Below are 24,223 nucleotides of genomic sequence, written 5' to 3'. Positions count from 1 at the left end.
GCGCGCCTTCTTGCCCAGCCGCATGAAGTGATTGTGTCCGGCTTCGATCGTCGCGAGCACGCGCTCGGTCTTCGCCCGCTCGATCGCGCCCTTCAGCGAGACGTGGGTGGAAACGTGAATGGTGTTCAGCCGTTCCGAGGCAAGCAGCATGAAGGAGCTCTTGGAGCCGGTGAGATGCGCAAGCAGGCCGGTATGACCGTCGAAATGATGACCGGCGAGGTTCATCGCCTCCTTGTTGATCGGTGCGGTGACGATGACATCGGTTTGCTTCGACATCGCCAGATCGACGGCGCGAGCGATGTAGCGGACCGAGGCATCGCCCGCGACGGAGCTGACCTTGCCGATCTCCGGCAGGGCGGCGCCAAGCGGCACTTCATCCACGGCGATGACGCTTCCGTCGTCCGAGGCCGAAGGACCGAAACGCAGGGTGATGTCGGTTGCACGCGCCGCCCGCTCCAGCGCTTCCGTATTGCCGACGATGACGAAATCGCGCCGTTCGGCCGCCGGCAGCGCAGCCAGCGCCTTGACGATCACCTCAGGGCCTACGCCGGCGGGATCACCAAGGGTTACCGCGACTTTTGCATTCCTGTCCATCAGTCAAATTCCTCTTGAAAACTCGGCTCAATAGGCTGCTTCGTAGATCGAGCGGATGTCGGCGCGGGTCAAGTCGCGCGGATTGTTGTCGAGCAGCCGGCGGATGGCGAAAGCGTCGTCGGCCATGGCGTCGAGATCGTTTTCCGGCACGCCGAGGCCGGACAGCGTCATTTCGATGCCGAGTTCGGCGCAGAAGGCATAGGCCGTATCGAAGACCGACTTGATGCTCTCGGGGATGCTGTAACCGAGCGCTTCCATGACCGCCTTGGTCTTTGCCGGCACCGCCGGCGTGTTGAAGGCGAGGACATGCGGGAAAATCAGCGCATTGGCCGCACCGTGGGCGACATGCCAGCGCGTGCCGAGCGGATAGGCGAGCGCATGTCCACCCGCCGTGTTGACCGGGCCTAGACAAAAACCGCCATAGAGCGAGGCGAGCGAAAGACCGGCGCGCGCCTCAGCGTCCGAACCATCGCGGACGGCGCGGGCGAGATATTGGCCGACGAGCCGCGTTCCCTCGATCGCATAGATATCGATCATCGGATGTGCCTTGCGATTGGTGAAGGCCTCGACGCAATGCGCCATGGCATCGACGCCGGTCGCGGCCGTCGTGCGGGCGGGAACCGAGAAGGTCAACGACGGGTCGATGACGGCGATGTCGGCGAGCATATGCAGGCTCTCGACGGCAAGCTTCGCCTTAGTATCAGGATCGGTTACCAGAGCGCGGATGCCGGCTTCGCTTCCGGTTCCAGACGTGGTCGGCACTTGGGCAAGCGCTGCCTTGCGGGGGCCCTGGACCTTGTTTGCCCCGACGACGTCGCGCAGGCTCTGCGACGAGCCGGTGAGCACGGCAGCCAACTTGGCAAGGTCCATGGCGCTGCCGCCGCCGAAACCGACGATGAGATCGGCCTGCGCCGCCCCGGCCGCTGCGAGCACCTTGGCAAGATTGCCGATATCCGGCTCAGGCGTTACGTCCGAGAAGACGGAGACCTGACCCTTCAACTGCAAAAGGTCGATGCGCGAGGCATTGAAGGCATCGGAAATGACCAACGTGCGGGAATAGCCCTTATCAGCTGCCCAGGCGCCCAGTTTTCCCGCGGTCCCGAGGCCGAATTCGATCAGGTGCGGCCGGACAACGGTGATAGGCGAATCCAAACTGACCATCTGCGGTCCTCCCCGATGCGCAACGGACTTGCCGTCAATGATGTAAAGTTGTTATCTTAATTGCTGGTTTTTAGCAAGAATGCTCAAGGATTTTTCTTGCTTTCCGATCCATTTCGATGAGGCTGCATCGACAGGAGGCAGCTGGCGTCCGCGTTAAAACATTGACTTAAAAGCAATTTTCTTACGGAAACTTACACCGGCACAGGTGAAGAGGAAAGCGCACGATCTGTCGTACACTTGTAAACATCGCTATTGACACGGCGAGGCCGAATGCCTTCCGGCATCCAGCCTCACCGCGCCCCTCCAACTATTTTCATGGAGTGCTAAGCAATTGATTCCAATGGAAGTCGCACATATTTGATGGCGCGCCGGTAATAGGTATAGGCCACATGCAGCACGCCGTCGGATCCCTGGACAATCGACGGATAGGAGAACTCGCGATTGAGCATGTCTTTCGAATTGTTGCTCAGGCAATAGCCGTCGCCGGTATCGAGATCGAGCTTGCGCTCGAAGCTGCGGCCCTCGTCGACGGAAACCGCAAGGCTGAGGGGCGCACGCGGCACACCCCAGACGGCCTTTCGCACCGCCGCCCCGGAAACCCCCACGCTCGCCGTCTTGTCGCTGTCGATCTCATCATAGAGCGACTGGCGTCGCGCATCCGACGATGCGGCATTGCTGTGGTTGTAAACCATTGCAATTCTTCGATCTTTCAAGGCCGCAGCCTGGATCGAGGAATTGTTGTTGGGGAGGTTTGTCGCCTCAGGCGCGCTCCAGGTTTTGCCCTGGTCGGAGGACAGCGAGGCGCGGACATTCTCGGAATAGCGATCGCGAAAGAAGGCGACCATCCTGTCCCCGTCGAGCGGCAGGATATTCATATGCACGGCGCCCAGGCTATCGGCTATGTCCTTCATCTGCCAGCTTTTTCCGCCGTCGCGGGAGATCAGCACGCCGGCCGTATCGGCGTCACCGCTCCAGCGCTGGTCGGGCAGGCTGATGCAGCGGAAGACCGGAAGCAGCCAGTCGCCGCTGCGGTTCACGACAATCTGCTGGCGCACGAAGGTGCCCGGCACGTCGCAGAGAACATAGGCCGGTGCGAAGGTCTTGCCGCCATCCTCGGAAATCCGGCATTTGACAACTGCGCCATCCTGATCGCCGGACGTCTGCGAGGTATAGAGCAGCCAGACCCGGCCATCCGGCGCGGTGAAAATCAACGGATTCTGCTCGGATTTCGCCGGATCATCCGACATCTTCTCCGGCTTGGACCAGCGATCGGCTCCCGGCGCAAGCCGCGACATGTAAATGGAGATGTCACCCATGCCCTCCATCGTGCCGCCGAACCAGACGCAGGTAAGCGTGCCGTCGGCCAGGAAAGCGAGGTTGGCGGCATGGTTTTGAATGCACGGAGACGGCAGATAGGCATCGAAACGGCCGGGCTGAGCGCCATTTGGCCGAAGCGTCCCATCCATCAGAGCCGGAACCTCCTCCGGCAGCAGGCCTGTAGCTTGCATGAGTTTCCTCCCTTACGGCAGCTTCGCGTAACCTTCGGCGAGCGTCGCATATTCGGCATCGCTGAGCGGCACCAGCGGCGGCCGCGTACGCTTCCAGGCAGTATTGCCGGTCTTCAGACCGACCATGGCCTTGATCGTCGGGATCTGGACATAGGAGTTCGACAGCGTGCGGAAGGCGTTGATGCGCGCCTGCGCAGCTTCGACCTCGGCAGCACGCGTCTCGTCATGAACATGATCGTAGACGGTGCGCAGCGAATTCGCGACGAGGTTGGAGGTTGCGGTGATGCAGCCGGCGCCGCCGGCCTTCAGAAGCGGCAGCAGCAGCGGATCGGCACCGCAGAGCACCGAGAAGCCCGGGCAGGCCGCGATAATTGCCTGCATGTTGTTGAAATCGCCTGCAGATTCCTTGATGCCGACCACGGTTTCAGGGAAGGCCTCGACCAGCCGGCTGATCAGCGGAATGGAGAGCGGAACGCCGGAAACCTGCGGAATATGATAGAGGATCACCTGGAGGCGGCTGTCGCCGATCTTCTCCAGCACCTGCGCATAGGCGGCGAACAGCCCGTCGTCGGAGACGCCCTTGTAGTAGAAGGGCGGCAGCATCACCACCTTGGTAACGCCGAGCGAGAGCGCATGCTTGGTGAGTTCGACCGTCTCCGGAATGGCAACCACGCCGGTGCCGGGCAGAAGCTGGTCCGCGGGGATGCCGGCCTCAAGCGCCGCTTCGAGGATGGTGCGCCGCTCGGCCGAAGAGAAGGAGTTGGCCTCGCCGGTGGTGCCAAGCAACGCGACGCCGTGGCAACCTTCGCTGATCAGCCTCCGGCAGTGTTCGGTGAAGAGGCCGAGATCGGGGCTGCCATCGGCATTGAGAGGGGTCGTGGCGGCGCTGTAGACGCCTGTAATCTTGTGATCGCTCAAAGTATCCTCCTCTTCAAACCGGGCCTTCCCGGCACGTTCCTACCGTGCTGAATTCATCGCAACGTGCCGGAGTTGTCAATCTTACAAATTTTAGAAAACCGCGCGTTGGATTTTAATTTATTGATTTTTCTATATTAATTATTGAGTTATGCGGTTTCGACGGTCGCTTCGTTATTTTTTATTGACAGATTTACATTATCGCGCAACTCTTTACGCCATGTCGCGCGGCTTCGGGGAGGGTCTTTCGAACAAGCGCGCTGCTTGCCACGGAGGAGCAAATGACAATTCGCAACGACCAAAGCATTTCGCAGATTTCCCGCCGCGAAGCCCTCAAGCTTGGGCTGGCCGCCGGCGTCGGCTTCACTCTTTTCGGCGCAAGCGCCCGCATCGTGAAGGCGCAGGAAGGCCAGGTGCTTAAGGCTATCAACCCGGCTTTCGACCAGGACTGGTCGCCGCTGCGCGGCGGCGGCAGAACCTTTCGCTGGAATTCCTTCTGGTGGGCCTCGCCGATGTATTTCGACGCCGACGGCAAGCTGAAGCCCTACGTCTTCACGAGCTGGGAATCGCCCGACAAGAAGGTCTGGACCTTCAAGATCGATCCGAAGGCCGTGTTCTCCGATGGCAGCAAGATTACCTCGGCCGATATCAAGGGTTCGTGGGAAGTCGCTTCCATGCCGAACACCAAGAGCCAGCGCGCCGACCAGGTGCTGAGCAAGGTTCAAGGCTACAAGGAACTCGGCGCAGGCTCTGCCACGGAGATCTCCGGTGTTGCCACCCCGGACGAGGGTACGGTCGTCGTCACGCTGACCGAAGCTGACCCGATCTTCTTCATGCGCCTTGCCAACCACATCATCCCGATCACCAAGGCTTCGCAGTCCAAGGGCAGCGATGGCGAGGAAGTCGCAGACTGGTACAAGCCCGACAACAGTGCGGTCTATTCCGGCCCGTTCAAGCTGACCGCGATCGATATCGACGCCGGCACGCTGACCTTCGAGCCGAACGAGAACTTCTTCGGACCGAAGCCGAAGCTCGCCCGCATCGAGATTGCCTCAATCGAAGACAACGTCACGGCAACGCAGCTCATCAAGTCGGGCGAATACAATGCCCATACGGAGCTCGTCACCTCGACGATCATCCAGGATCTTGGCCCGGAATTCTCCGCCGGCCCGATCATTCCGACGAGCCAGCATTTCTGGTTCAACATCTCCCGCGCGCCAATGGACGACCCGAAGGTGCGCCAGGCGCTGATCATGGCGGTCGATCGCGACGGCCTGTTCAAGGCCTCCTATCCCGATGGACCGCACAAGAAGGCGGACCAGATCCTGAACTCGGTTCCGGGCGCCGACAATTCCGGCTTCGAGCCCTTCCCTTACGATCCGGAAGGCGCCAAAAAGCTTTTGGCGGAATCGAAGTATGGTGGACCGGAACGTCTGCCGAAGATCATGTTCGTCGGCATTTCGGCTCCGGCGATCGAGGCAGCTGCACAGTTCATCGCCGAGCAGTGGCGCCAGAACCTCGGCATCACCGCCGTTGACATGAAGCCGCAGCAAGACGCCTATGCGGGACCGGACCAGAACTCCGTGCAGATCTTCCGCGACGACGTCGGCACGCGCGTTCCCGATGCAGCTTCCTATCTTGCCGGCTCCATCGCCTCCACCTCGTCCAACGCCCAGAACAAGCTCGGCGGCTACAAGAACGACAAGGTGGACAGCCTGCTTGCCGAGGCTGCGACCAAGTCCACCGACGATCCGGACCGCGTGAAGCTCGCCCAGGAGGCACAGAAGGCGTTCCGCGAGGATTGGGCGTTCATTCCGTGGTATTCTCAGGCGATGTCCCGCTGGGCAACCAAGGACGTCAAGGCCATGGAGAAGAACCTTGACTGGCAGGTCGTGGCGCCCTGGGACGTTTCCATCGGCTGACCGCAACGACCAAGGCCGCCTGAGACGGCCTGACATCGGCGCGAAGGCCGCAGGGTCTTCGCGCATCTTTCGAGAAGAACCGGCCATCTGCGGTGTTCCCGCCAGTCATGCGCCGGGCAAGAGTGGGAGGTGGCCTTGCTACGCTATGTGCTAACGCGGTTCGCCATCTGGATACCGTCGGTACTGGTCGTGATGATGGCCGTCTATGCGATGGCCTTCTACGGCGCCGGCGATCCGATCAAACTGATCTTCCTTCGCGCGCCGGGCGACGTCGCCTATAATCCGCAGAAGATCGAAGCCATCCGCGAGAGCGCCGGTCTTAACAAGCCTTTCATCGAGCAATTCGGCCTTTACATCTGGAACCTGCTGCATGGCCAGTTCGGCAATTCACTGACCTCCGGCCGTTCGGTCTGGGCAATGGTTTCGGCCGCAGCACCGGTCTCCTTCCAGCTCGCGCTCTGTGCCATCGTCCTGACGGCCGTGGTGGCGATTCCGCTCGGCATGCTTGCCGCGCTCAACCAGAACAGCCGCATCGACTACACGATCCTCGGTTCGGCGCTCTTCCTCTGGGCGGTCCCCGCCTATGTCGCCGGCCCGCTTCTGATGGTGGGGCTGATCGTGCTTCTGCCGATGATCAAGGTGCCCTATGGCTGGGGTGGCATCTTCGACGTGCGCATCATCCTGCCGCTCATCGTGCTGTCCTTCCAGCCGATCGCGCTCATCGTGCGCCAGACGCGCGCCGCCGTCATCGAGGTGCTGTCGGAAGATTTCGTCCGCACCGCCCGCGCCAAGGGCGTGCCGGAGATTGTCGTCGCGCTGAAGCATATCCTGCGCCCGGTGCTGACACCGGTCGTCACCCAGCTCGGCCTCATCATGATCACGATCGTCAACGGCGCGATCTTCGTCGAGCTCGTCTTCGGTCTTCCGGGCCTCGGCCGGTTGACCGTGCAGGCACTCACCAATTCCGATTATCCCGTCATTCTTGCGATCACGCTGATCGGGTCTTTCCTGGTCATGGTGTCGAACCTGCTGGTCGATGTGCTCTATCCGCTGCTCGATCCGCGCGCCGGCGATTCGAGAAGGAGCCGCTGATCATGTCCGCCATTCCCCTCTCCACGGTCGAGACGGTCGACGAGCCGCCGGTCAACCTATGGCGCGATGCCTGGCACCGCCTGAAGCGCAACAAGCTCGCGCTCTTCGGCCTCGCCGTCGTGCTGATCCTCGGCTTCGCGGCGATCTTCGGTCCCTATCTCACGCCGTACGATTATCTGAGCCAGGATCTCGCAGCCAGAAACTCGGCCCCTTCCCTCTCGCATCTCTTCGGGACGGATGATCTCGGCCGCGATGTCTTCAGCCGCGTCGTCTACGGCACGCGCACCGCCTTCCTGGTCGCCGTCATCGTCACCGTCTTCGCGGTGCTGATCGGGCTTACTCTTGGCGCTGTTGCCGGCTTCTTCGGCAATCCCTTCGACCGCGTCATCATGTGGCTGACGGATGTGACGATGTCGGTCCCCAATCTTCTGCTCGTCGTCGTCATCAACGCCTCGCTGAAGTCGCCGATCACTAGGTGGATGGAAGCGCGCTACCTGGAGACGCTCAACCCCTTCTACCGCCAGACGGTATGGGTAGATTTCATCCTCGTCTTCGGATCGATGGCGCTGATCTCCTGGCCACCCTATGCCCGCCTGGTACGCGCGCAGGTGCTTTCCATCCGCAACAGGCCCTATATCACGGCGGCGCAGGCGCTCGGTCTGTCGAACTGGATCATCATCAAGCGCTATATCGTGCCGAATGCGCTGGGTCCGCTGATCGTCTCCGTCAGCGCCGGTCTCGGCACTGCCATGGTTCTCGAAAGCGCCTTCAGCTTCCTCGGTGTTGGCGTCAATCCGCCGACGCCCAGTTGGGGTAACATGATCTCGGACGGCCTGCGTGTCTGGCAGCACTATCCGCATCTCCTTGCCGCCCCGGCGGCCGTGCTCGGCCTTGCCTCGGTTGCCTTCAGCTTCCTCGGCGATGGCCTCAACGATGCACTCAATCCGCGGGGGAGCAAGTGATGAACACCAAGACGAATGAGCGCCTTCTCGACGTCCGCGACCTCACCGTCGAGATCGAAACCAGGCGTGGCCCAGCCGTGGTGGTCGACGGTATCGACCTTCACGTGAACAAGGGCGAAACCCTTGGCGTCGTCGGCGAATCCGGCTGCGGTAAAAGTCTGACCATGCTGAGCCTAATGCGGCTCCTGCCGAACAAGATCAAGGTCACCAAGGGGAGCGCAGATTTCAACGGCCGCGACCTGCAGAAGATGTCGAATTCGGAGCTGCGCAAGGTGCGAGGCGGCGATATCGGCTTCGTCTTCCAGGACCCGATGACCTCGCTCAACCCGGTCATGCGCGTCGGCGACCAGATCTGCGAGCCGCTGATCTATCACAGCAAGATAAGCAAGGCGGAGGCCTGCGCCCGTGCCGTCGAGTTGCTGCGCCTCGTCGGCATCCCAGGCCCGGAAGAGCGGCTGATGGCTTATCCGCACGAGCTTTCGGGCGGCATGCGCCAGCGCGTGATGATCGCGATCGGCCTTGCCTGCAATCCGAAGCTTTTGATCGCCGACGAGCCGACCACGGCGCTCGACGTGACGATCCAGGCGCAGATCGTCGATCTCGTGAAGGAACTGCGGGCCAAGCTCGGCATGTCCGTCGTCTGGATCACCCACGATCTGGCGCTGATCGCCGGTCTCGTCGATCGCGTCGCCGTTCTCTATGCCGGCACCGTCGTCGAGGATGCACCGGTGGACGAGCTTTATGCCCGCCCGAGCCATCCTTACACGCGCGGCCTGCTTTCCTCGATCCCCAAGCTTTCGGATGCGCCGGCAAGCCGGCTTAGTTCGATCGGCGGGACGCCGCCGGAGCCCGGTCGCCGGCCGAAGGGATGTCCGTTTGCGCCGCGTTGTCCGCTGGCCGAGGCGATCTGCCACGAGCAGGTGCCCAAGCTCGAGCCACTCGCCGGCGCCAGCGATCACCGCGCCGCATGTTTCGTCGTTCAGAGAATGCAGGAGGCTGCATGATGGGTGCGCAACCGCTCCTCAAGGTCGAAGGCCTGGTCAAGCATTTCCACGTCAAGCTCGGCGCCTTCGGAGAACGCGCGGCCACCGTCTATGCGCTCGACAACGTCGACCTCGACATCATGGAAGGCGAGACGCTCTCCCTCGTCGGTGAATCCGGCTGCGGCAAATCGACGACCGGCTTCACCATCCTCAATCTTTATCGCGCCACCAGCGGCCGGGTCGTCTACAAGGGCCAGGATCTGGCCACGCTCGGCGAGAAGCAGATGCGTCCCTTCCGGCGCGACCTGCAGATCGTCTTCCAGGATCCCTATTCGACGCTCAATCCCCGCATGACGATCGGCGAGGCGATCGCCGAACCCATCCTCTTCCACAAGCTCGCCACGAAGGCAGAGCTGAAGGACCGCGTCGCGGCCCTCCTGACCGATGTCGGTCTGCCGCCACGCTTTGCGCAGCGCTATCCGCACGAGCTTTCCGGCGGCCAGCGCCAGCGTGTCGCGATCGCCCGCGCGCTCGCCTGCCAGCCGAAATTCATCGTCTGCGACGAGGCGATCTCGGCGCTCGACGTCTCGATCCAGGCGCAGATCATCAACCTGCTACTCGACCTGCAGGAAAAATACGGCCTAACCTACCTCTTCATCGCCCATGATCTCGCCGTCGTACGCCATATCAGCACCCGCGTCGGCGTCATGTATCTCGGTCGGCTGGCCGAGCTTGCGACGCGCGAGGAGCTTTTCGACAACCCGCTGCATCCCTATACAAAGGCGCTGCTTTCGGCTGTGCCCGAAACCGACCCGGAGCATGAGAGGAACCGCAAGCGCCAGATCCTGCAGGGCGATGTGCCGAGCCCCCTCAGCCCGCCATCCGGTTGCCGCTTCCATACACGCTGCCCGATCGCCATGGAGGTCTGCAGCAAGGTGGTGCCGGCTTGGACGGAGGCAAAGCCCGGCCATCTCGTCGCCTGCCATGCCGTCAATCCGGGACAGACCGCATGAGCTTGAAGGCTGCCGTGATCGCCGATGATCTGACGGGCTCGCTCGACACCGGCACGCCCTTCGTCGAGGCGGGCCTGTCTGTCGCCGTCGCCGTGGACGCAGGGGCGATCGAGGAAGCCATTGCCACAGGCGCTGAAGTGGTCGTCGTCAACACGGCCTCGCGGGCGCTTTCCGGCGACGAGGCGACCAAAGTGGTCCGGGCCGCCGGTCAAAAGCTTGCGGCTGCGGCTCCGGCGATCGTCATGAAGAAGATCGATTCCAGGCTGAAGGGAAATGTCGCCGCCGAAAGTGCGGCGCTTGCTGGCGTATTCGAGCGCGAAAGCATCCTGATTGCACCGGCAATCCCGGATCAGCAACGGTTTACCTCCGGCGGCTCTGTCGTCGGACGCGGCGTCGACACGCCCTTGCCGATTGCCGCTCTCTTTGCCGGACGCTCCGAAAGACTCGCGATTGGGGATGCCGAAAGCGATGCGGACCTCGACCGGATCGTGGCGGAAAACGACTGGGCATCGGTTCTCGCCGTCGGGGCGCGCGGTCTTGGCGCCGCCCTCGCCCGCCATCTCGGCCGCGGCCACGCCGGTACCCAGCACCAGGGTTTCGAAGTTCGGGCGGAAACGCTCTTTGCGTTCGGCTCGCGCGATCCGATCACCGCCCGCCAGATGGAACGGCTGGAAAGTTCCGGAACCCTGGCGACCGTGATCGATGCACCGATGGGAGAAGTCGAACCGGTCGGGAATATACGGCTGCCTGCGCTCTTGCGTTGCACAGGAGAAATATCGCATGAGGCTGCGCAGGTCGCGGCGCGCTTTGCGCAGGGTGTGAAATCGGTCATAGTTGTGACGGGGCCGGAAATGCTGATGGTCGGCGGCGGGGATACCGCGCTTGCCGTCTTTCGCGGATTGGGGGTGCGGGTCGTTCGGCCGAAAGGCGAGATCGAAGCCGGCATTCCCTGGTTCGATCTGACCGATGGCGCAGGACGGCAGTTCCGTTGCGCCATCAAGTCGGGAGGCTTTGGCAATTCCGATAGTTTGCTAAGACTGGTTCCCCGAAATCAGGCGGCATAGACGGATGCCAGCAGGGAGAATGAGAGTGGATGAAGCGAACGGCGCATCAGTGAATTCGCAGGCGGGGGCACCGCCGCGGCCGGAACGCGGCAAGGCCGTGAAACTGGTCGACCGCGTTTTCGACCAGCTCCTGGAGCGCATCCGGACCGGCAATTATCCGCCGGATTCCCGTCTGCCGGGCGAGCACGAGCTTGCTTCGATGCTCGGCGTTTCACGTCCGATCGTCCGCGATGCCTTGGCCCGACTGCGTGAACAAGGGATCGTCTACGCCCGTCAGGGAGCCGGCACCTTCGTCAGCGCACAGGGCTCGCCGACGGCGCAGCTCGCCTATTCGCCGGTCAAGACGATCGCCGATATCCAGCGCTGCTACGAATTCCGCCTGACGATCGAGCCGGCGGCCGCCTATTTCGCGGCCAAACGCCGGGATGAGGCAGCGCTTCAGAAGATCGCCGACGCGCTTGCCGATCTGAGGGAAGCGACCAGCCACCAGCTGCATCGCGCCGATGCCGACTTCATCTTCCATCGCGCCGTCACCGAGGCTGCCAACAATCACTATTACACCGCCTCGATCGACGCCCTGAAAGCGCATATCGCCGTCGGCATGCATCTTCACGGCCTCTCGCTGCTCGGCCCCCGCCAGGGCCTCGAACAGGTATTCCAGGAGCACAATGCCATCTACAAGGCCATTGCCGAGGGCAGAGCCGACGAGGCGCGCGACCTGATGCGCGCGCATCTCGAAGGCTCCCGAGACCGCCTTTTCGAAGGCCGCGTGCTCGATCTGTCCTTCTGAGGTCTTTCGAAGTTTCGCATCGACACCGGGGAGGTCGCGCCTTCGAGGACGAGGAGCTGCAGGCTGCTCTCCTTCGCATCCCAGCCACCTTGCGAGAAAACCTTTTCCCGCTTGACAAGCGTCGTGGTAAAAGCTTTTCTCATCTCAGGTGCGACGGAGGAGCAGCTGATACTCACGGGGAAAAAAACAGGCAGGACCACCATTCACGAAGTGGCGAGGGCTGCCGGAATTAGCATATCGACAGCATCGAAAGCGCTGAACGATACCGGCCGAATGACCGATGACACGCGTGAACGCGTGAAGCGTATCGCCGCGGAGATCGGATACCGGCCGAATGCCTTGGCAAGGGGTCTCCTCAGCAAGCGGAGCTTCACGATCGGACTCCTGACGAACGACACTTACGGCCGCTTCACGCTGCCGGTCATGGCGGGCATATCCGAGGCTCTCGTCGATCACGGCGTTTCGGTTTTCCTGTGCGCGATCGAAGACGATCCCGCTCTCGGCCAGGTTCATGTCGAGGCGATGCTCGACAAACAGGTGGACGGGATAATCGCGACGGGAAAGCGTCTTGACAGACGGTTGCCGGTGGATTTGTCCAATTTGCATGTGCCGGTCGTCTACGCCTTCACGGAGGGAGCGCCAGATAGCGTGAGCTTCCGGTCGGATGACGAGCAAGGTGCCAGGCTGGCGGTCGAGTGGCTGCGCAAGCTTGGACGGCGACGGATCGTCCATATCACCGGGCCCGAGGACTTCTTCTCGGTTCGCGAGCGTGCGGCCTCCTACCGGGCGATCGTCGGTCGGGATGCGGAAGTCATGTCTGGCGTCTGGTCCGAGAGCTGGGGCCACGATGCGATAGCGGCGATATGGAACCGCGCTGCGGAGAGACCGGATGGGATCTTCTGCGGCAACGATCAGATCGCACGGGGCGTCATCGATGCTCTGCGGGAGAGAGGCATCAAGGTTCCGCAGGACGTCTCGGTGGTCGGCTTCGACAATTGGGAGATCGTCGCGGCCCAGACGCGGCCGCCGCTGACGACGGTGGACATGGAATTGAGGGAATTGGGACGTCAGGCGGGGCTTACGGTTCTTGCCCTGGCGGAAGGCCGGATGGTGGAGCCCGGCATCAGGAAATTGCCGTGCAGGCTTATCGTGCGGCAGTCATGCGGGGGGGACACCCTCGGAATATAGCAACGGCGCGAAGGAGACGCGCCATATTGGGAGGAGTGCCATGATCAAGCGTCTTTTGTTGGCGACGAGCGTTGCCACCCTCTGCCTGGCGTCCGGCGCCTCGGCAGCCGAAAAAATCGAAATGTGGGTCCGGACCGGCATCGGCGATGGCTTCAAGAAGGTCGTCGAGGCCTACAACACCAGCCACGAGAACCAGGTCGTCGCGACCGAAGTGCCCTTCAGTGAACTGGTACAAAAATATGCGACCGCGATCGCCGGCGGCCAGGCGCCCGATGCACTGTCGATGGATCTGATCTACACACCGGCCTTTGCCGCCGCCGGTCAGCTCGAGGACCTCACCGACTGGGCCAAGCAGCTTCCCTATTTCAATTCGCTTTCGCCCTCGCATGTGCGCCTCGGCACCTACCAGGACCGCATCTACGGCCTGCCGCTCTCCGTCGAGACCTCGGTCTTCGCCTGGAACAAGGATCTCTACAAGAAGGCCGGGCTCGATCCTGAAAAGGCACCGGCCACATGGGAAGAGATTACGGCCAACGCAGAGAAGATCCGCAAGCTCGGCGACGATACCTACGGCTTCTATTTCTCCGGCGGCAGCTGCGGCGGTTGCATGATCTTCACCTTCACGCCACTCGTCTGGGGCGCGGGCGCCGATATTCTCTCTGAGGACGGCAAGACTGCGACGCTCGATACGCCGCAGATGCGCAAGGCCGTCGATATCTATCGCAACATGGTCAAGAAGGACCTCGTGCCGGCAGGTGCGGCAAGCGACAATGGCGTTAACTTCCTGACTTTCCCGAACGGCAAGATCGGGCAGCAGAGCCTCGGCGCCTTCGCGATCGGCACCCTGGTGACCCAGCATCCCGAGATCAACTTCGGCGTGACGCTGATCCCCAGCGTCGACGGCAAGCCTTCTTCCTTTGCGGGCGGCGATAACTTCGTCATCACCAAGGGCACGAAGAAGCTCGACGGCGTGAAGGAATTCCTCGAATACATCTATTCCATGGACGGCCAGAAGGTGATGGCAAAATACGGCAGCCTGCCGACGCGCGGCGACATAGCCGAGCAGGTGCTCGCAGGTCTCGATCCGCGGATGCAGGTGGGGTTGAAGGCGATCTCTGTTGCCAAGACGCCCTATACGCTGCAGTTCAACGACCTCATCAACAGCGCCAACGGTCCCTGGGCGACATTCACCAATGCCGCGATCTACGGCGACGACGTCGATGGAGCCTTCTCGAATGCACAATCCGAGATGCAGTCGATCATAGACAGCGGCCAATAATCTCTCCCGGCCGTGGCCGGGGAGCGGTGGCAGTTCCCCGGCCGACCCCTCGACTGATCGACATCATGAAATGCGGAGGTTTCGATGACCGGTTCCGGTGCGCAGCGCATAGGCGCAGCCCGAAGACGGCGGAAGTCGCAGTGGCGCGGCCTTCTCTACATTGCGCCGGCCATGGCGCTCGTCATCGTCTTCTTCGTCATGCCCGTGCTCTTCACCGGCTGGATGAGCCTCCACAACTGGCCGCTGATGGGTGCCTCCCGCTGGATCGGCTTTGCCAACTATACCCGCATGTTCCACGACAACCGCTTCATGGCCGCGCTCAATTTCACGGCCTATTATACGGTGATCGTCACCATTGCTATCTTCGCCGTCGCCTTTCCTCTGGCGCTCTTCGTTGAGCGGCAACGCCGCTTCGTCGGCACCTATCGCACCATCATCTTCCTGCCGGTCGTCGTCGGGCTTGCCACCGCATCGCTGCTCTGGGTGTGGCTTGCCAATGTCGATAGCGGCTTCTTCGGTCCGGCTTTGCGCGCGCTCGGCATCGTCGAGCGCAGCCCGAACATCATGGCGAACTTTGACACCGCCTTCCTGACGATCATCGTGATGGTGGTCTGGAAGATCGCCGGCTTCACTATGATCATCCTGCTTACCGGTCTGCAGGCGATCCCGGCGGAGCTGACGGAGGCCGCGCGAATCGACGGCGCCGGTCGCTGGCAGCGGTTCAGGCACCTGACGCTGCCGCTGATGCGCCGCACGATCGCGCTGGCGCTCATCGTCTCCGTCACCGGCTCGATCCTCGCATTCGACCAGTTCTACATCATGACGTCAGGCGGGCCGCAGAACAAGATGATCTCGGTCGTCTACTACATCTTCAACCAATCCTTCGTGTCCTTCAATCTCGGCTATGGCGCAGCACTCTCGATCGCCCTGCTCGCCATCCTTGTCGCGATCAGCATCGTGCAGCTCTGGCTGTTGCGGGTCGGGGAGGAAAGGCCATGATCTCAACCAAGGAAAGACGCGCGCGCAAGGCCCTCCGCGCCGCCTCCGCCTATCATGTGACGGGTATCGCCATTTCCATCTTCTTCCTGGCGCCCTTCGTCATCACGCTGCTTGCCTCCTTCCGGCACGGGACGGAGTCCGGCCTGCCGCCCCTACCGCCATGGCCGACGAGCGGCGTGAGCTTGGATGCCTATGCCGTGCTCGACAGCTTCGGTGCCGGCATATGGCGGCATATGGTCAATTCGCTTTTCGTCTCGCTGGCGACGGTGGTCCTGACCGTCGCCGTCAGCCTGCTTGCCGGCTACGGCTTCTCCCGTTACCGCTTCCCGCTGAAGAACGCCCTTTTCGTGCTGATCATCGCCACGCTGATGATCCCGTTCCAGTCGATCCTGACGCCCCTCTTCATCATCCTCGCCAGGCTCGGCCTCAACAATTCGCTGCTCGGGCTGACGCTCGTCTATGTGACACTGCAGTTGCCCTTTTCCGTCTTCATGATGCGCAATGCCTTCGACGCCGTGCCGAAGGAAATCGAGGAGGCAGCGCGCATAGACGGCGCCCGCGACCTCAAGCTGCTTGCCCGGGTACTTTTGCCGCTGGTGCTTCCGGGCGTCGCGACGGTTGCGATCTTTGCCTTCCTGAATGCCTGGAACGAATTCCTGGCCGCCCTCGTGCTGCTCTCCAGCAACGAGAAATACACGCTGCCCGTCCTCATGACGGCAGTTCGTGCCGGCCGGCTCGGCGCGGTCAACTGGGGAGCGGTCCAGGCCGGCGTCATCGTCATGACGATCCCCTGCCTGATCGTCTTCCTGCTCCTGCAACGCTACTACATGCGCGGGCTGATGGCCGGCGCGGTGAAATGATGATCTTTCAACGAAACGGATGAAGCCATGAACAAGCTGAAGAGAGACCGCCAGTTCCGCCCCCTGCCCGTTCCGGGCGTCGAGTTGCAGGGTCTCTTCGGAGACCGGCAGGATGCCATCTGCGATTCAACGGCCGAGACGCTGCTCGACCGCTGTGTCGAGGCCGGAATGCTGCGCGCCATCGACGTGAACCAGCCAAGCCCCGGCATCGTCATTCCGATCGGCCCCTGGGGCGGCACGACGCAGATGTTCTGGGACAGCGATCTCGGCAAGTCGATCGAGACCGTCGCCTACTCCCTCTACCGTCGCTCGAACCCGAAGCTCGAAGCCCGCGTCGACCAGATCATTGACATGTACGAGAAGCTGCAGGACAAGGATGGCTATCTGAACGCCTGGTTCCAGCGCGTCCAGCCGGACCGCCGCTGGACAAACCTGCGCGACCATCACGAGCTCTATTGCGCCGGCCATCTGATAGAGGGCGCCGTCGCCTATTACCAGGCCACCGGAAAGCGGAAGCTGCTCGACATCATGAGCCGCTTTGCCGACTACATGATCAGGGTTTTCGGCCATGGCGAAGGCCAGATTCCCGGCTACTGCGGCCATGAGGAGATCGAGCTTGCACTGGTCAAGCTGGCGCGCGTGACGGGCGAGAAGAAGTATCTCGACCTGTCGAAGTTCTTCATCGACGAGCGCGGCAAGGAGCCGCATTTCTTCACCGAGGAGGCAATCCGCGACAGCCGCAGCGCCGCCGACTTCCACCAGAAGACCTATGAATATGGCCAGGCGCATCTTCCGGTCCGCGAGCAGAAGAAGGTCGTCGGCCACGCGGTGCGCGCCATGTACCTCTATGCCGGCATGGCCGATATCGCCACCGAATATAATGACGACACGCTGACGGCAGCGCTTGAGACTCTTTGGGACGATCTCACCACCAAGCAGATGTACATCACCGGCGGCATCGGGCCGGCGGCATCCAACGAGGGCTTCACCGACTATTACGACCTGCCGAACGAGAGCGCCTATGCCGAGACTTGCGCCTCCGTCGGCCTCGTCTTCTGGGCCAGCCGCATGCTGGGCCGCGGCCCGAACCGGCGCTATGCCGACATCATGGAACAGGCCCTCTATAACGGCGCCATGGCCGGTCTCTCGCTCGACGGCACGCGGTTCTTCTACGAAAACCCGCTGGAAAGCGCCGGCAAGCACCACCGGTGGATCTGGCACCATTGCCCCTGCTGCCCGCCGAACATCGCCCGCCTGCTAGCTTCCGTCGGCTCCTACATGTATGCGGTTGCCGAAGACGAGATCGCCGTCCACCTCTATGGGGAAAGCAAAGCGCGCTTCGAGCTCGCCGGTGCGAAGGTCGAACTTTCCCAGAAGACCCACTATCCCTGGAAGGGCGCGATCCGCTTCGACGTGTCGCCTGACAGGCCGTCGAGGTTTGCGCTTTCCCTTCGCATTCCGGAATGGGCCGACGGCGCCACACTCAAGGTCAACGGCGAGGCGTTCGATCTCGCTGCCGTCACGGTCGACGGCTATGCCCGCATCGAACGCGAATGGAAAGCCGGCGATCATGTCGACCTCGACGTTCCGCTCGTTGCCCGCACGCTCTTCGCCAATCCGCTGGTCCGGCAGGATGCCGGCCGCACGGCCGTCATGCGCGGGCCGCTCGTTTATTGCGTCGAGGAAACCGACAACGGCGCTGGCCTGAACGGCATCAGGATTGCATCCGATGTCACCGCCGCCAAGACCGATGAGATCGAAGGGATGGGCGGTGCGATCGCGCTTGACGTACCGGTTACGCGAGACGAGGCCGATTGGGGACCGGCGCTTTACCGGACCTCCCCGCCGAAGGCGAAGAAGACGACCGCCCGCTTCGTGCCCTATCCCTTCTGGGACAATCGCGCGCCCGGCGAGATGCTGGTATGGGTGAGAGCGGGCGAAGTGCGTGGTGAATAAGATGGCTGATACCGGCGTCGTACTGACCGGGATACGCAAGAGCTTCGGCAGTCTGGATGTGATCCATGGGATCGACCTTTCGATCGACGAAGGCTCCTTCGTCGTCTTCGTGGGACCTTCCGGCTGCGGAAAGTCGACGCTGCTGCGCATGATCGCAGGCCTGGAAGAGGTCACCGACGGGGAGATCGAGATAAAGGGACGAACCGTCACCGATCTCGATCCTTCCGAACGCGGCATCGCCATGGTGTTCCAGTCCTACGCGCTCTACCCGCATATGAGCGTGCGCGACAATCTCGCCTTTGGGCTGAAGATGGCGCATACCGACCGCAGTGAGATCGAGGTCCGCGTCAAGGCTGCCTCCGCGATCCTGAAGATCGACCATCTTCTCGACCGGCGGCCGGGCCAGCTTTCCGGCGGCCAACGCCAGCGCGTGGCGATCGGCAGGGCGATCGTCCGCAAGCCGGAGGTGTTCCTCTTCGACGAGCCGCTATCCAATCTCGATGCGGAACTGCGCGTTTCGATGCGCATCGAAATCGCCCGCCTCCATCGCGAACTCGGCAATACGATGATCTACGTCACGCACGACCAGACGGAGGCGATGACGCTGGCAGACAAGATCGTCGTGCTGCGCGACGGGCGCATCGAACAGGCCGGAACGCCACGCGAGATCTACGAGAACCCGTCGAACACTTTCGTCGCCGGTTTCATAGGATCGCCACGGATGAACCTGCTGAATGCCGAGTGGCGGGGTGCTGGCAAGATCGGCATCAGCGGACATTCGTTGCAAACGCCCGTCTCCGGCAAAAGTCTTGGCCCGGGTAGCAGCGTGACCTTCGGTGTCCGCCCGGAACATCTGCGCGTCGCATCCAGTGATGTGGATGGCATCTTGCGCGCCAGTGTCGAGTTTTCGGAATACCTCGGAGGAACACAATACCTCTACTGCCAGCTTGCCGACCGCCAGCCGGTGACGGTCGAACATCGCTCCCCCGCCCCCATCGCACCAGGCGCCGAAATCATCCTCGCGGCGGCAGCGTCTGATCTGCGTGTCTTCGATGAACGAGGAGCGAGGGCACTATAACAACAATATGACTGTGATACTCCGATTGGCCGGGCGAAAAAGCCTGCCCAAATAGCCCGCGGTCGATCAGACAGCGGCTTGTCTGGCAGCAGCGGAGAGATCAGAGCCACCTCGGCAAATCATCGCGGTTGCATTCGGAACGTCGTGAGAAACGCTCCTATTCCGGCAGCGCCGTCTGCCGGAAGAATGTTACGGTCGCCTCATCCGGCGGGCCGAACCATGTTGCGAAGAAGGTACGGAAACCCTCCGAAGCATAGGTCTGGCTGAGGGCGCGGTCGACGGACAGGCGGAAGTCCTCGTCTCCGCGCGCCAGTTCAAGACCAAGCGGTTCATAGGTGAAATGGCGCTCCAGGACGATGAGATTACCGGAATTGTCGCTACGGGCAGCGGCGTCCATCAAGAGCGGCATGTCGCCGAAAAGCACAGCCGATTGACCATCGAGGACACGCTCGATCCCCTGCTGATAGCTGTCCACCGGGGTCGTCGTTGCGGCAAGCTGGAAGGTCTTGATCTTGTCGGACAGCCAGCGCTCGCTTGTGGTGCCTGCGACCGACGAGAACGTCTTGTGCTCAAGGATGGTCCGGGCTGGCGCGCCGCGCCAGACGGGACGGCTCGACGGTTCGCCGTATTCCAAGACTTCGCGCAATGCCAGCGGCGCGCTGGTGCTGACGACAGCCCCGGTGCCGCTCGGGAAAATGGGGATCGAGAATGAGACTTCCTGCCTGCGGCTGAGCGTTACAGGCTCAGCTCCGCAGACGAGATCTACAACGCCATCCTGTATGGCACGCATCCGCGCATCACCAGCAAGAGGAACCCATTCGGCATTGAGCTGCGGCAGGTTCAGCTCTGCCTTCACGCTGTCGGCAATCTTGTTGCAGAGGGCGACCGCATAGCCATCAGGCGCTCCCTGCTCCGTTTTGAAAGAAAACGGCCTCGCATCCGCGTCGTACCCCAGCCTGAGCGAACTGCTTTGGCGAATACGGTCCAGCGTCTGTGCGTTAGCGGACGTCCAAGCGGTCGATGCGATCGCCCCGACGAAGATGGAGGCAACTATTGCGGTCCAGCGACCTTTGTTCGTTGGCATGATTGGTCCTCCCTGCGCTACTCGGCCGGTGCGCGGTTCACGCCGCTGGCGAAGCGGGGTGCGATCAGGCCGTAGATGATGAAACCGATGCCTGTCACCAGCATGCCGCCAAGCACCGCGTCCTTGCCGGAGGCATAGATGGCAAACACGCTGTAGAGCATGCCGACCATGGCGATGAAGGCGTTCAACCGGTACTTCGCCTCCGGCACGCCCGCAGCCTTCATCATGACGAATAGCGCCGACAGCGCGATGATGTAGGGCAGCACGTTCGTCACAACGGCGAGGTTGACCAGAGCCGAGAACTGTTCACTGAGCGTCGGCGAAATAGTCATGAGAGCAAGGCATGTCTGGACGATGCCGAGGATAATCATGCCGCGGACCGGCGCACCCATCTCGTTCACGCGGGAGAATACGGCAGGAAACATCCTTTCCTGAGCCGCCGTACGTGCGGTCTGCGCGATCGTGAACTGCCAGCCGAGAAGCGAGCCGAGGCAGGCCAGCACGGCGAGCGCCATGATCACCGAACCGATTGTCGGGTTGAACATGGTGGCATAGGCAAGCGCAAACGGCCCGGTCGATGCAGCGAGATCGGCATTGGGGACAATCCCCTGGATGACGGTTGTCGACAGGATGTAGATAACGGCCGCCCCTAGCGTGCCGAACATGCAGGCAAGCGGCACGTCACGCTTCGGATTCTCCACAGCGTCCGAATTTTGTGCCGCCGACTCCATGCCGAGAAAGGCCCACAGCGTCAGGGAAATGCTCGACCCCATCCCCTGGGCGAGCGTCAACCCCTTCGGATTCCAAGCGGCCGCGAAGGTGCTGGAGCTGAACCAGAACCAGCCTATGATGGAAAGCAGCCCCACAGGAATGATGACGCCCCATACCGTGACCGAGCCGATGCGTCCGGTTATGCGCGGACCACCGAAATTGGCAGCTGTCGTCAGCCACAGGAGGACGATCAGGGCCAGGCACGTCATCACGGGGGTCGAGGTCAATGCCGGAAAGAACCCGGCGAGGTAACCCACCGCAGAAATGCCGATCGCAACATTGCCGACGGCAAGCGAGAGAAAATACAGGAAGAACACCAAGAAGTAGCCGTCCTTTCCGTAGGCATCCTCCGCATAGGCGGACATGCCGCCCGGCCGCTGATTGAACAGTCCGGCCTGCGCAAATCCGTAGGCGATCGCCATCGAGCCGACGGCGGTAACCAGCCAGGAGAGCAGCGAGATAGCCCCGACCTGCGCCATGTTGGCCGGCAGCATGATGATGCCAGATCCCATCATGTTGACGGCGACGATGAAGGTGAGCTGCACCAGGTTCATCTTCTTCTTGGCCGTGGCCTCGGTCGCGAGGTGCATCGTGTTATCGGTCATGGTGAAATCCTCCCGTCCCTACTCGCGCACGACATACGTATAGAACTTGATGCGCCCATCGACCCGTTCCTGGAACACGCCCTGTACTTCGTAATTGAAGCCGGGGAAGCGGTTGAAGGACTCCTCGAAAGCGAGGAAATAGTCCCGCATCGGACGCGCCCTGTCGTCCCAGCGCTCTCCCGGCACGATCACGCCGATGCCCGGCGGATAGATCAGCGCTAGCGTCGCCGAGATGCGGCCGGCGGCCTCTGTCAGTGGCACATAGTCGACATTGTTGGCCACGAGCGCCTCATAGGCCTGCTTGGGAGCGAGCGCCGGCTCCGGAAAACTCTCGGAGCGGAAGCAGAGGCGCTGCAATTCCTTGACGCCGGCATTGCGGTAGAAGGAATGCATCTCCTTGCAGACCTGCCGAACCGTGTAGCCCGCATAGCGCTCGCGATTGGCCGCAAACACGGTCGGCAGCACCTCTTGTAGCGGCGCGTCGCGATCCCAGAGGTTCTTGAACTTCACCAGTTTGGCAACGAGCGTATTCAGCTTGCTCTCGTCTTCCGCCGGCGTGAGCAGGAAGAGCAGGCTGTTCAGGTCGCACTTTTCCGGCACGACCCGCTGCTCGCGCAGATAATTGGCGACCACCGTCGCCGGAATGCCGAACTCGCGATATTCACCCGTCTTCCGGTCGATGCCGGGCGTGAGCAGCGTCAGCTTGTTGGGATCGACCATGGTGTAGCCAGGCGCATAGCCGGCATAACCATGCCACTTTGCCTCCGGATCGAACCGCCAGCACTGCTGCTCGCGCTTCAGCACGTCGGTCGGAACATCCTCCCACCGCGTCTCGGCGATGTCATCAGTATGCTTTGAACCCGAAACCGTGATCTTATCGGGCACGAAGGGATCGAAGAACCACTGCTCCTCGGGATTTGCGGCCTTGGTCTCATAGTGCTGCACGAAGCCGCGCAGCTTCTTGCGCACCTCGATCCCCAATCCGATGCAGCGATCCCAGAGCATTTCGCCCGCCTTGCCCTCGTGCACCTTGGCGTTGACGTCAAGAGAGGCGAAGAGCGGGTAGAATGGCGATGTCGAGACGTGCATCAGCAGGGATTCATTGAAGCGCTTGTGCTCGATGAACCTGCGCTGATCGCGAATATGTTCGTCCCGCTTGTGGATCTGCGATGCCTGCGAAAAACCCGCTCCCTGCTTGTGCACCGATTGCGTCGAGAAGAGCCCCGGCATGTCGGGCTGCAAGTCCTTAAGGCGCATCGGGCTGTGGCCCTCGAAGAGCGGATGAAACGCGTTGTATCCGATCCAGGCCTCGTCCCAGAGCACGTAGTCGCAAAGATGCCCAATCTTCTCCATGACCTGGCGGACGTTGTAGATAGTGCCGTCATAAGTGGCGAGCTGGATACAGGCGAGCCGGAAGGGTCTGTCGGCGGTGGCACGGCTCTTGTCGGCAACGAGCGGATGCGCCTCAATCTGCTGCCGCAGCCAGGTCTCGTCCCACGCCTCCCAATCGACGGCTCCGATCATGCCGAACGAATTGCGGGCTGTGGGCAGATAAATCGGGATGGCGCCAGCCTGCACAAGAGCGCCCTGATGAAGAGACTTGTGATTGTTGCGATCGAAGAGCACGAGGTCGCCAGCCCTCAGCACCGCATTGGCGACGACCTTGTTGGAGGTACTCGTTCCATTCAGGATGAAGTAAGTGCGGTCCGCACCGAAGATGCGCGCCGCCTGCTTCTGAGCTTCCGCCGCGGGCCCTTCGTGGATCAGCAGGTCGCCAAGATCGACGTCGGCGTTACAGAGATCATTGCGGAAGATGCTCTCGCCGAAATACTTGAAGAAGAGCTGCCCGGCCGGTGATTTTCGATAGAACTGCCCGCCCTGATGACCAGGGCAATCGAAGGCGATGTTGGCTTCACCATCATAGGCCATCATGCCGCCAAAGAACGGCGGCAGCAACGACTTGCCGTAGTTGACCAGGCTGGAGATGATCTGCTTGGCATAAAATGTGGGCGTCTGCTGGCCGAGATAGACGAAGCCGTCCACCTCGCCGGCCATCTCGACGACATCCATGTCCGCGATCGTCAGCATATCCGCCATCGCCCAGATCGGGGTGCGGAAACCGCCGTCCCGGACGGAGCGAAGGAAGGCGCGCGCATCCGCCAAGCGCCCACCCTCGACCGAGCCGATATAAGCGCCGACGGACGCATCCTCGGAGACGTCGGCGGAATAGTCGTCGCGCAACTCCACCTCGACGTTTTCCGCAGCAATCTGCGCGAGCAGCTCCTGCACCTGCGGATTGCCGCGATCCACAACGGCTACGACCTTCAGCATCCTGTGAAACGGTATGGCCACGGTCGGAGACTTCACATCGCGCGGGATCATTGTTGCTGTCCTTCTGC

At 61.9% G+C, this 24,223-nt stretch carries 20 protein-coding genes; 13 read left to right on the top strand and 7 right to left on the bottom strand.

All coding sequences use genetic code 11. The annotated features are described in order from the left end of the window. From ACPYOI_RS25575 to ACPYOI_RS25560, 4 genes are all read right to left on the bottom strand, one after another. Positions 1-594, bottom strand: a 594-nt coding sequence (locus tag ACPYOI_RS25575) for a 4-hydroxythreonine-4-phosphate dehydrogenase PdxA (RefSeq protein ID WP_481423544.1), incomplete at its 3' end; no start/stop codon positions are given. A gap of 27 nt (positions 595-621) precedes the next feature. Then, a complete protein-coding gene (locus ACPYOI_RS25570; protein WP_481419961.1) occupies positions 622-1,755 on the bottom strand; it encodes an iron-containing alcohol dehydrogenase in 1,134 nt (377 codons plus the stop codon). Positions 1,756-2,078: 323 nt separating this feature from the next. Further along, positions 2,079-3,263: a sialidase family protein gene (locus tag ACPYOI_RS25565; protein ID WP_481423543.1), complete on the bottom strand. Its 1,185-nt coding sequence runs from the start codon at positions 3,261-3,263 to the stop codon at positions 2,079-2,081. A 12-nt stretch (positions 3,264-3,275) separates the two neighbouring features. After that, entirely contained in the window at positions 3,276-4,181 is a 906-nt protein-coding gene (locus tag ACPYOI_RS25560) for a dihydrodipicolinate synthase family protein (RefSeq protein ID WP_481418758.1), read from the bottom strand. Between the two features lie 278 nt (positions 4,182-4,459). On the opposite strand from ACPYOI_RS25560, the gene ACPYOI_RS25555 reads away from it, so the two are divergent. The 13 genes from ACPYOI_RS25555 (at position 4,460) to ACPYOI_RS25495 (ending at position 19,364) form a co-directional block, all read left to right on the top strand. Next, on the top strand, positions 4,460-6,100 hold the full coding sequence (locus ACPYOI_RS25555) for an ABC transporter substrate-binding protein (protein ID WP_481418759.1): 1,641 nt from the start codon (positions 4,460-4,462) through the stop codon (positions 6,098-6,100). Positions 6,101-6,235: 135 nt separating this feature from the next. Continuing rightward, complete coding sequence (locus ACPYOI_RS25550) at positions 6,236-7,192, top strand: ABC transporter permease (RefSeq protein ID WP_481418760.1); 957 nt, start codon at positions 6,236-6,238, stop codon at positions 7,190-7,192. A 2-nt stretch (positions 7,193-7,194) separates the two neighbouring features. Next, a complete protein-coding gene (locus ACPYOI_RS25545; protein WP_481418761.1) occupies positions 7,195-8,154 on the top strand; it encodes an ABC transporter permease in 960 nt (319 codons plus the stop codon). Beyond that, the gene (locus ACPYOI_RS25540; RefSeq protein WP_481418762.1) at positions 8,154-9,158 is read left to right on the top strand and encodes an ABC transporter ATP-binding protein; all 1,005 of its coding nucleotides are present in this window, start codon (positions 8,154-8,156) and stop codon (positions 9,156-9,158) included. Before ACPYOI_RS25545 ends, ACPYOI_RS25540 begins: the two co-directional genes overlap by 1 nt. Continuing rightward, positions 9,158-10,150, top strand: coding sequence for an ABC transporter ATP-binding protein (locus ACPYOI_RS25535; RefSeq protein ID WP_481418763.1), 993 nt, complete (start codon positions 9,158-9,160; stop codon positions 10,148-10,150). The genes ACPYOI_RS25540 and ACPYOI_RS25535 overlap by 1 nt, the downstream gene beginning before the upstream one ends. Beyond that, the gene (locus tag ACPYOI_RS25530) at positions 10,147-11,214 is read left to right on the top strand and encodes a four-carbon acid sugar kinase family protein (RefSeq protein ID WP_481418764.1); all 1,068 of its coding nucleotides are present in this window, start codon (positions 10,147-10,149) and stop codon (positions 11,212-11,214) included. The genes ACPYOI_RS25535 and ACPYOI_RS25530 overlap by 4 nt, the downstream gene beginning before the upstream one ends. Positions 11,215-11,239: 25 nt before the next feature. Continuing rightward, the gene (locus ACPYOI_RS25525; RefSeq protein WP_481418765.1) at positions 11,240-12,004 is read left to right on the top strand and encodes a FadR/GntR family transcriptional regulator; all 765 of its coding nucleotides are present in this window, start codon (positions 11,240-11,242) and stop codon (positions 12,002-12,004) included. A 123-nt stretch (positions 12,005-12,127) separates the two neighbouring features. Further along, positions 12,128-13,192, top strand: a complete 1,065-nt coding sequence (locus ACPYOI_RS25520; RefSeq protein WP_481418766.1) for a LacI family DNA-binding transcriptional regulator — start codon at positions 12,128-12,130, stop codon at positions 13,190-13,192. A 40-nt stretch (positions 13,193-13,232) separates the two neighbouring features. After that, a complete protein-coding gene (locus ACPYOI_RS25515) occupies positions 13,233-14,471 on the top strand; it encodes an ABC transporter substrate-binding protein (protein ID WP_481423542.1) in 1,239 nt (412 codons plus the stop codon). An 84-nt stretch (positions 14,472-14,555) separates the two neighbouring features. Continuing rightward, positions 14,556-15,470, top strand: coding sequence for a carbohydrate ABC transporter permease (locus ACPYOI_RS25510; protein WP_481418768.1), 915 nt, complete (start codon positions 14,556-14,558; stop codon positions 15,468-15,470). Next, a complete protein-coding gene (locus ACPYOI_RS25505; RefSeq protein ID WP_481418769.1) occupies positions 15,467-16,330 on the top strand; it encodes a carbohydrate ABC transporter permease in 864 nt (287 codons plus the stop codon). Before ACPYOI_RS25510 ends, ACPYOI_RS25505 begins: the two co-directional genes overlap by 4 nt. 27 nt (positions 16,331-16,357) lie before the next feature. Next, the gene (locus tag ACPYOI_RS25500) at positions 16,358-18,286 is read left to right on the top strand and encodes a glycoside hydrolase family 127 protein (protein ID WP_481418770.1); all 1,929 of its coding nucleotides are present in this window, start codon (positions 16,358-16,360) and stop codon (positions 18,284-18,286) included. A gap of 1 nt (position 18,287) precedes the next feature. Further along, entirely contained in the window at positions 18,288-19,364 is a 1,077-nt protein-coding gene (locus tag ACPYOI_RS25495; RefSeq protein ID WP_481418771.1) for an ABC transporter ATP-binding protein, read from the top strand. 157 nt (positions 19,365-19,521) lie between these two features. Here the strand turns inward: ACPYOI_RS25495 and ACPYOI_RS25490 are convergent, their stop codons facing one another. The 3 genes from ACPYOI_RS25490 to speC are packed head-to-tail and all read right to left on the bottom strand — an operon-like array spanning position 19,522 to position 24,206. Beyond that, positions 19,522-20,448: an amino acid ABC transporter substrate-binding protein gene (locus tag ACPYOI_RS25490; protein WP_481418772.1), complete on the bottom strand. Its 927-nt coding sequence runs from the start codon at positions 20,446-20,448 to the stop codon at positions 19,522-19,524. A gap of 17 nt (positions 20,449-20,465) precedes the next feature. Further along, the gene (gene potE, locus ACPYOI_RS25485) at positions 20,466-21,824 is read right to left on the bottom strand and encodes a putrescine-ornithine antiporter (protein WP_481418773.1); all 1,359 of its coding nucleotides are present in this window, start codon (positions 21,822-21,824) and stop codon (positions 20,466-20,468) included. Positions 21,825-21,842: 18 nt separating this feature from the next. Further along, entirely contained in the window at positions 21,843-24,206 is a 2,364-nt protein-coding gene (gene speC, locus ACPYOI_RS25480) for an ornithine decarboxylase (RefSeq protein WP_481418774.1), read from the bottom strand. Positions 24,207-24,223: the final 17 nt, after the last annotated feature.

The organism is Rhizobium sp. SVR5-2C, assembly GCF_056755115.1.
This window is presented reverse-complemented; position numbering and strand designations above follow the sequence as displayed.

Excerpts from the sequence above, each read along its gene's own strand:
- ACPYOI_RS25565 (WP_481423543.1), bottom strand. The coding sequence starts at position 3,263 with ATGCAAGCTACAGGCCTGCTGCCGGAGGAGGTTCCGGCTCTGATGGAT.
- ACPYOI_RS25490 (WP_481418772.1), bottom strand. The coding sequence starts at position 20,448 with ATGCCAACGAACAAAGGTCGCTGGACCGCAATAGTTGCCTCCATCTTC.
- ACPYOI_RS25570 (WP_481419961.1), bottom strand. The coding sequence starts at position 1,755 with ATGGTCAGTTTGGATTCGCCTATCACCGTTGTCCGGCCGCACCTGATC.
- ACPYOI_RS25530 (WP_481418764.1), top strand. The coding sequence starts at position 10,147 with ATGAGCTTGAAGGCTGCCGTGATCGCCGATGATCTGACGGGCTCGCTC.
- ACPYOI_RS25555 (WP_481418759.1), top strand. The coding sequence starts at position 4,460 with ATGACAATTCGCAACGACCAAAGCATTTCGCAGATTTCCCGCCGCGAA.
- ACPYOI_RS25495 (WP_481418771.1), top strand. The coding sequence starts at position 18,288 with ATGGCTGATACCGGCGTCGTACTGACCGGGATACGCAAGAGCTTCGGC.
- ACPYOI_RS25545 (WP_481418761.1), top strand. The coding sequence starts at position 7,195 with ATGTCCGCCATTCCCCTCTCCACGGTCGAGACGGTCGACGAGCCGCCG.
- ACPYOI_RS25505 (WP_481418769.1), top strand. The coding sequence starts at position 15,467 with ATGATCTCAACCAAGGAAAGACGCGCGCGCAAGGCCCTCCGCGCCGCC.
- ACPYOI_RS25540 (WP_481418762.1), top strand. The coding sequence starts at position 8,154 with ATGAACACCAAGACGAATGAGCGCCTTCTCGACGTCCGCGACCTCACC.
- ACPYOI_RS25535 (WP_481418763.1), top strand. The coding sequence starts at position 9,158 with ATGGGTGCGCAACCGCTCCTCAAGGTCGAAGGCCTGGTCAAGCATTTC.
- ACPYOI_RS25515 (WP_481423542.1), top strand. The coding sequence starts at position 13,233 with ATGATCAAGCGTCTTTTGTTGGCGACGAGCGTTGCCACCCTCTGCCTG.
- ACPYOI_RS25510 (WP_481418768.1), top strand. The coding sequence starts at position 14,556 with ATGACCGGTTCCGGTGCGCAGCGCATAGGCGCAGCCCGAAGACGGCGG.
- ACPYOI_RS25500 (WP_481418770.1), top strand. The coding sequence starts at position 16,358 with ATGAACAAGCTGAAGAGAGACCGCCAGTTCCGCCCCCTGCCCGTTCCG.
- potE (WP_481418773.1), bottom strand. The coding sequence starts at position 21,824 with ATGACCGATAACACGATGCACCTCGCGACCGAGGCCACGGCCAAGAAG.
- speC (WP_481418774.1), bottom strand. The coding sequence starts at position 24,206 with ATGATCCCGCGCGATGTGAAGTCTCCGACCGTGGCCATACCGTTTCAC.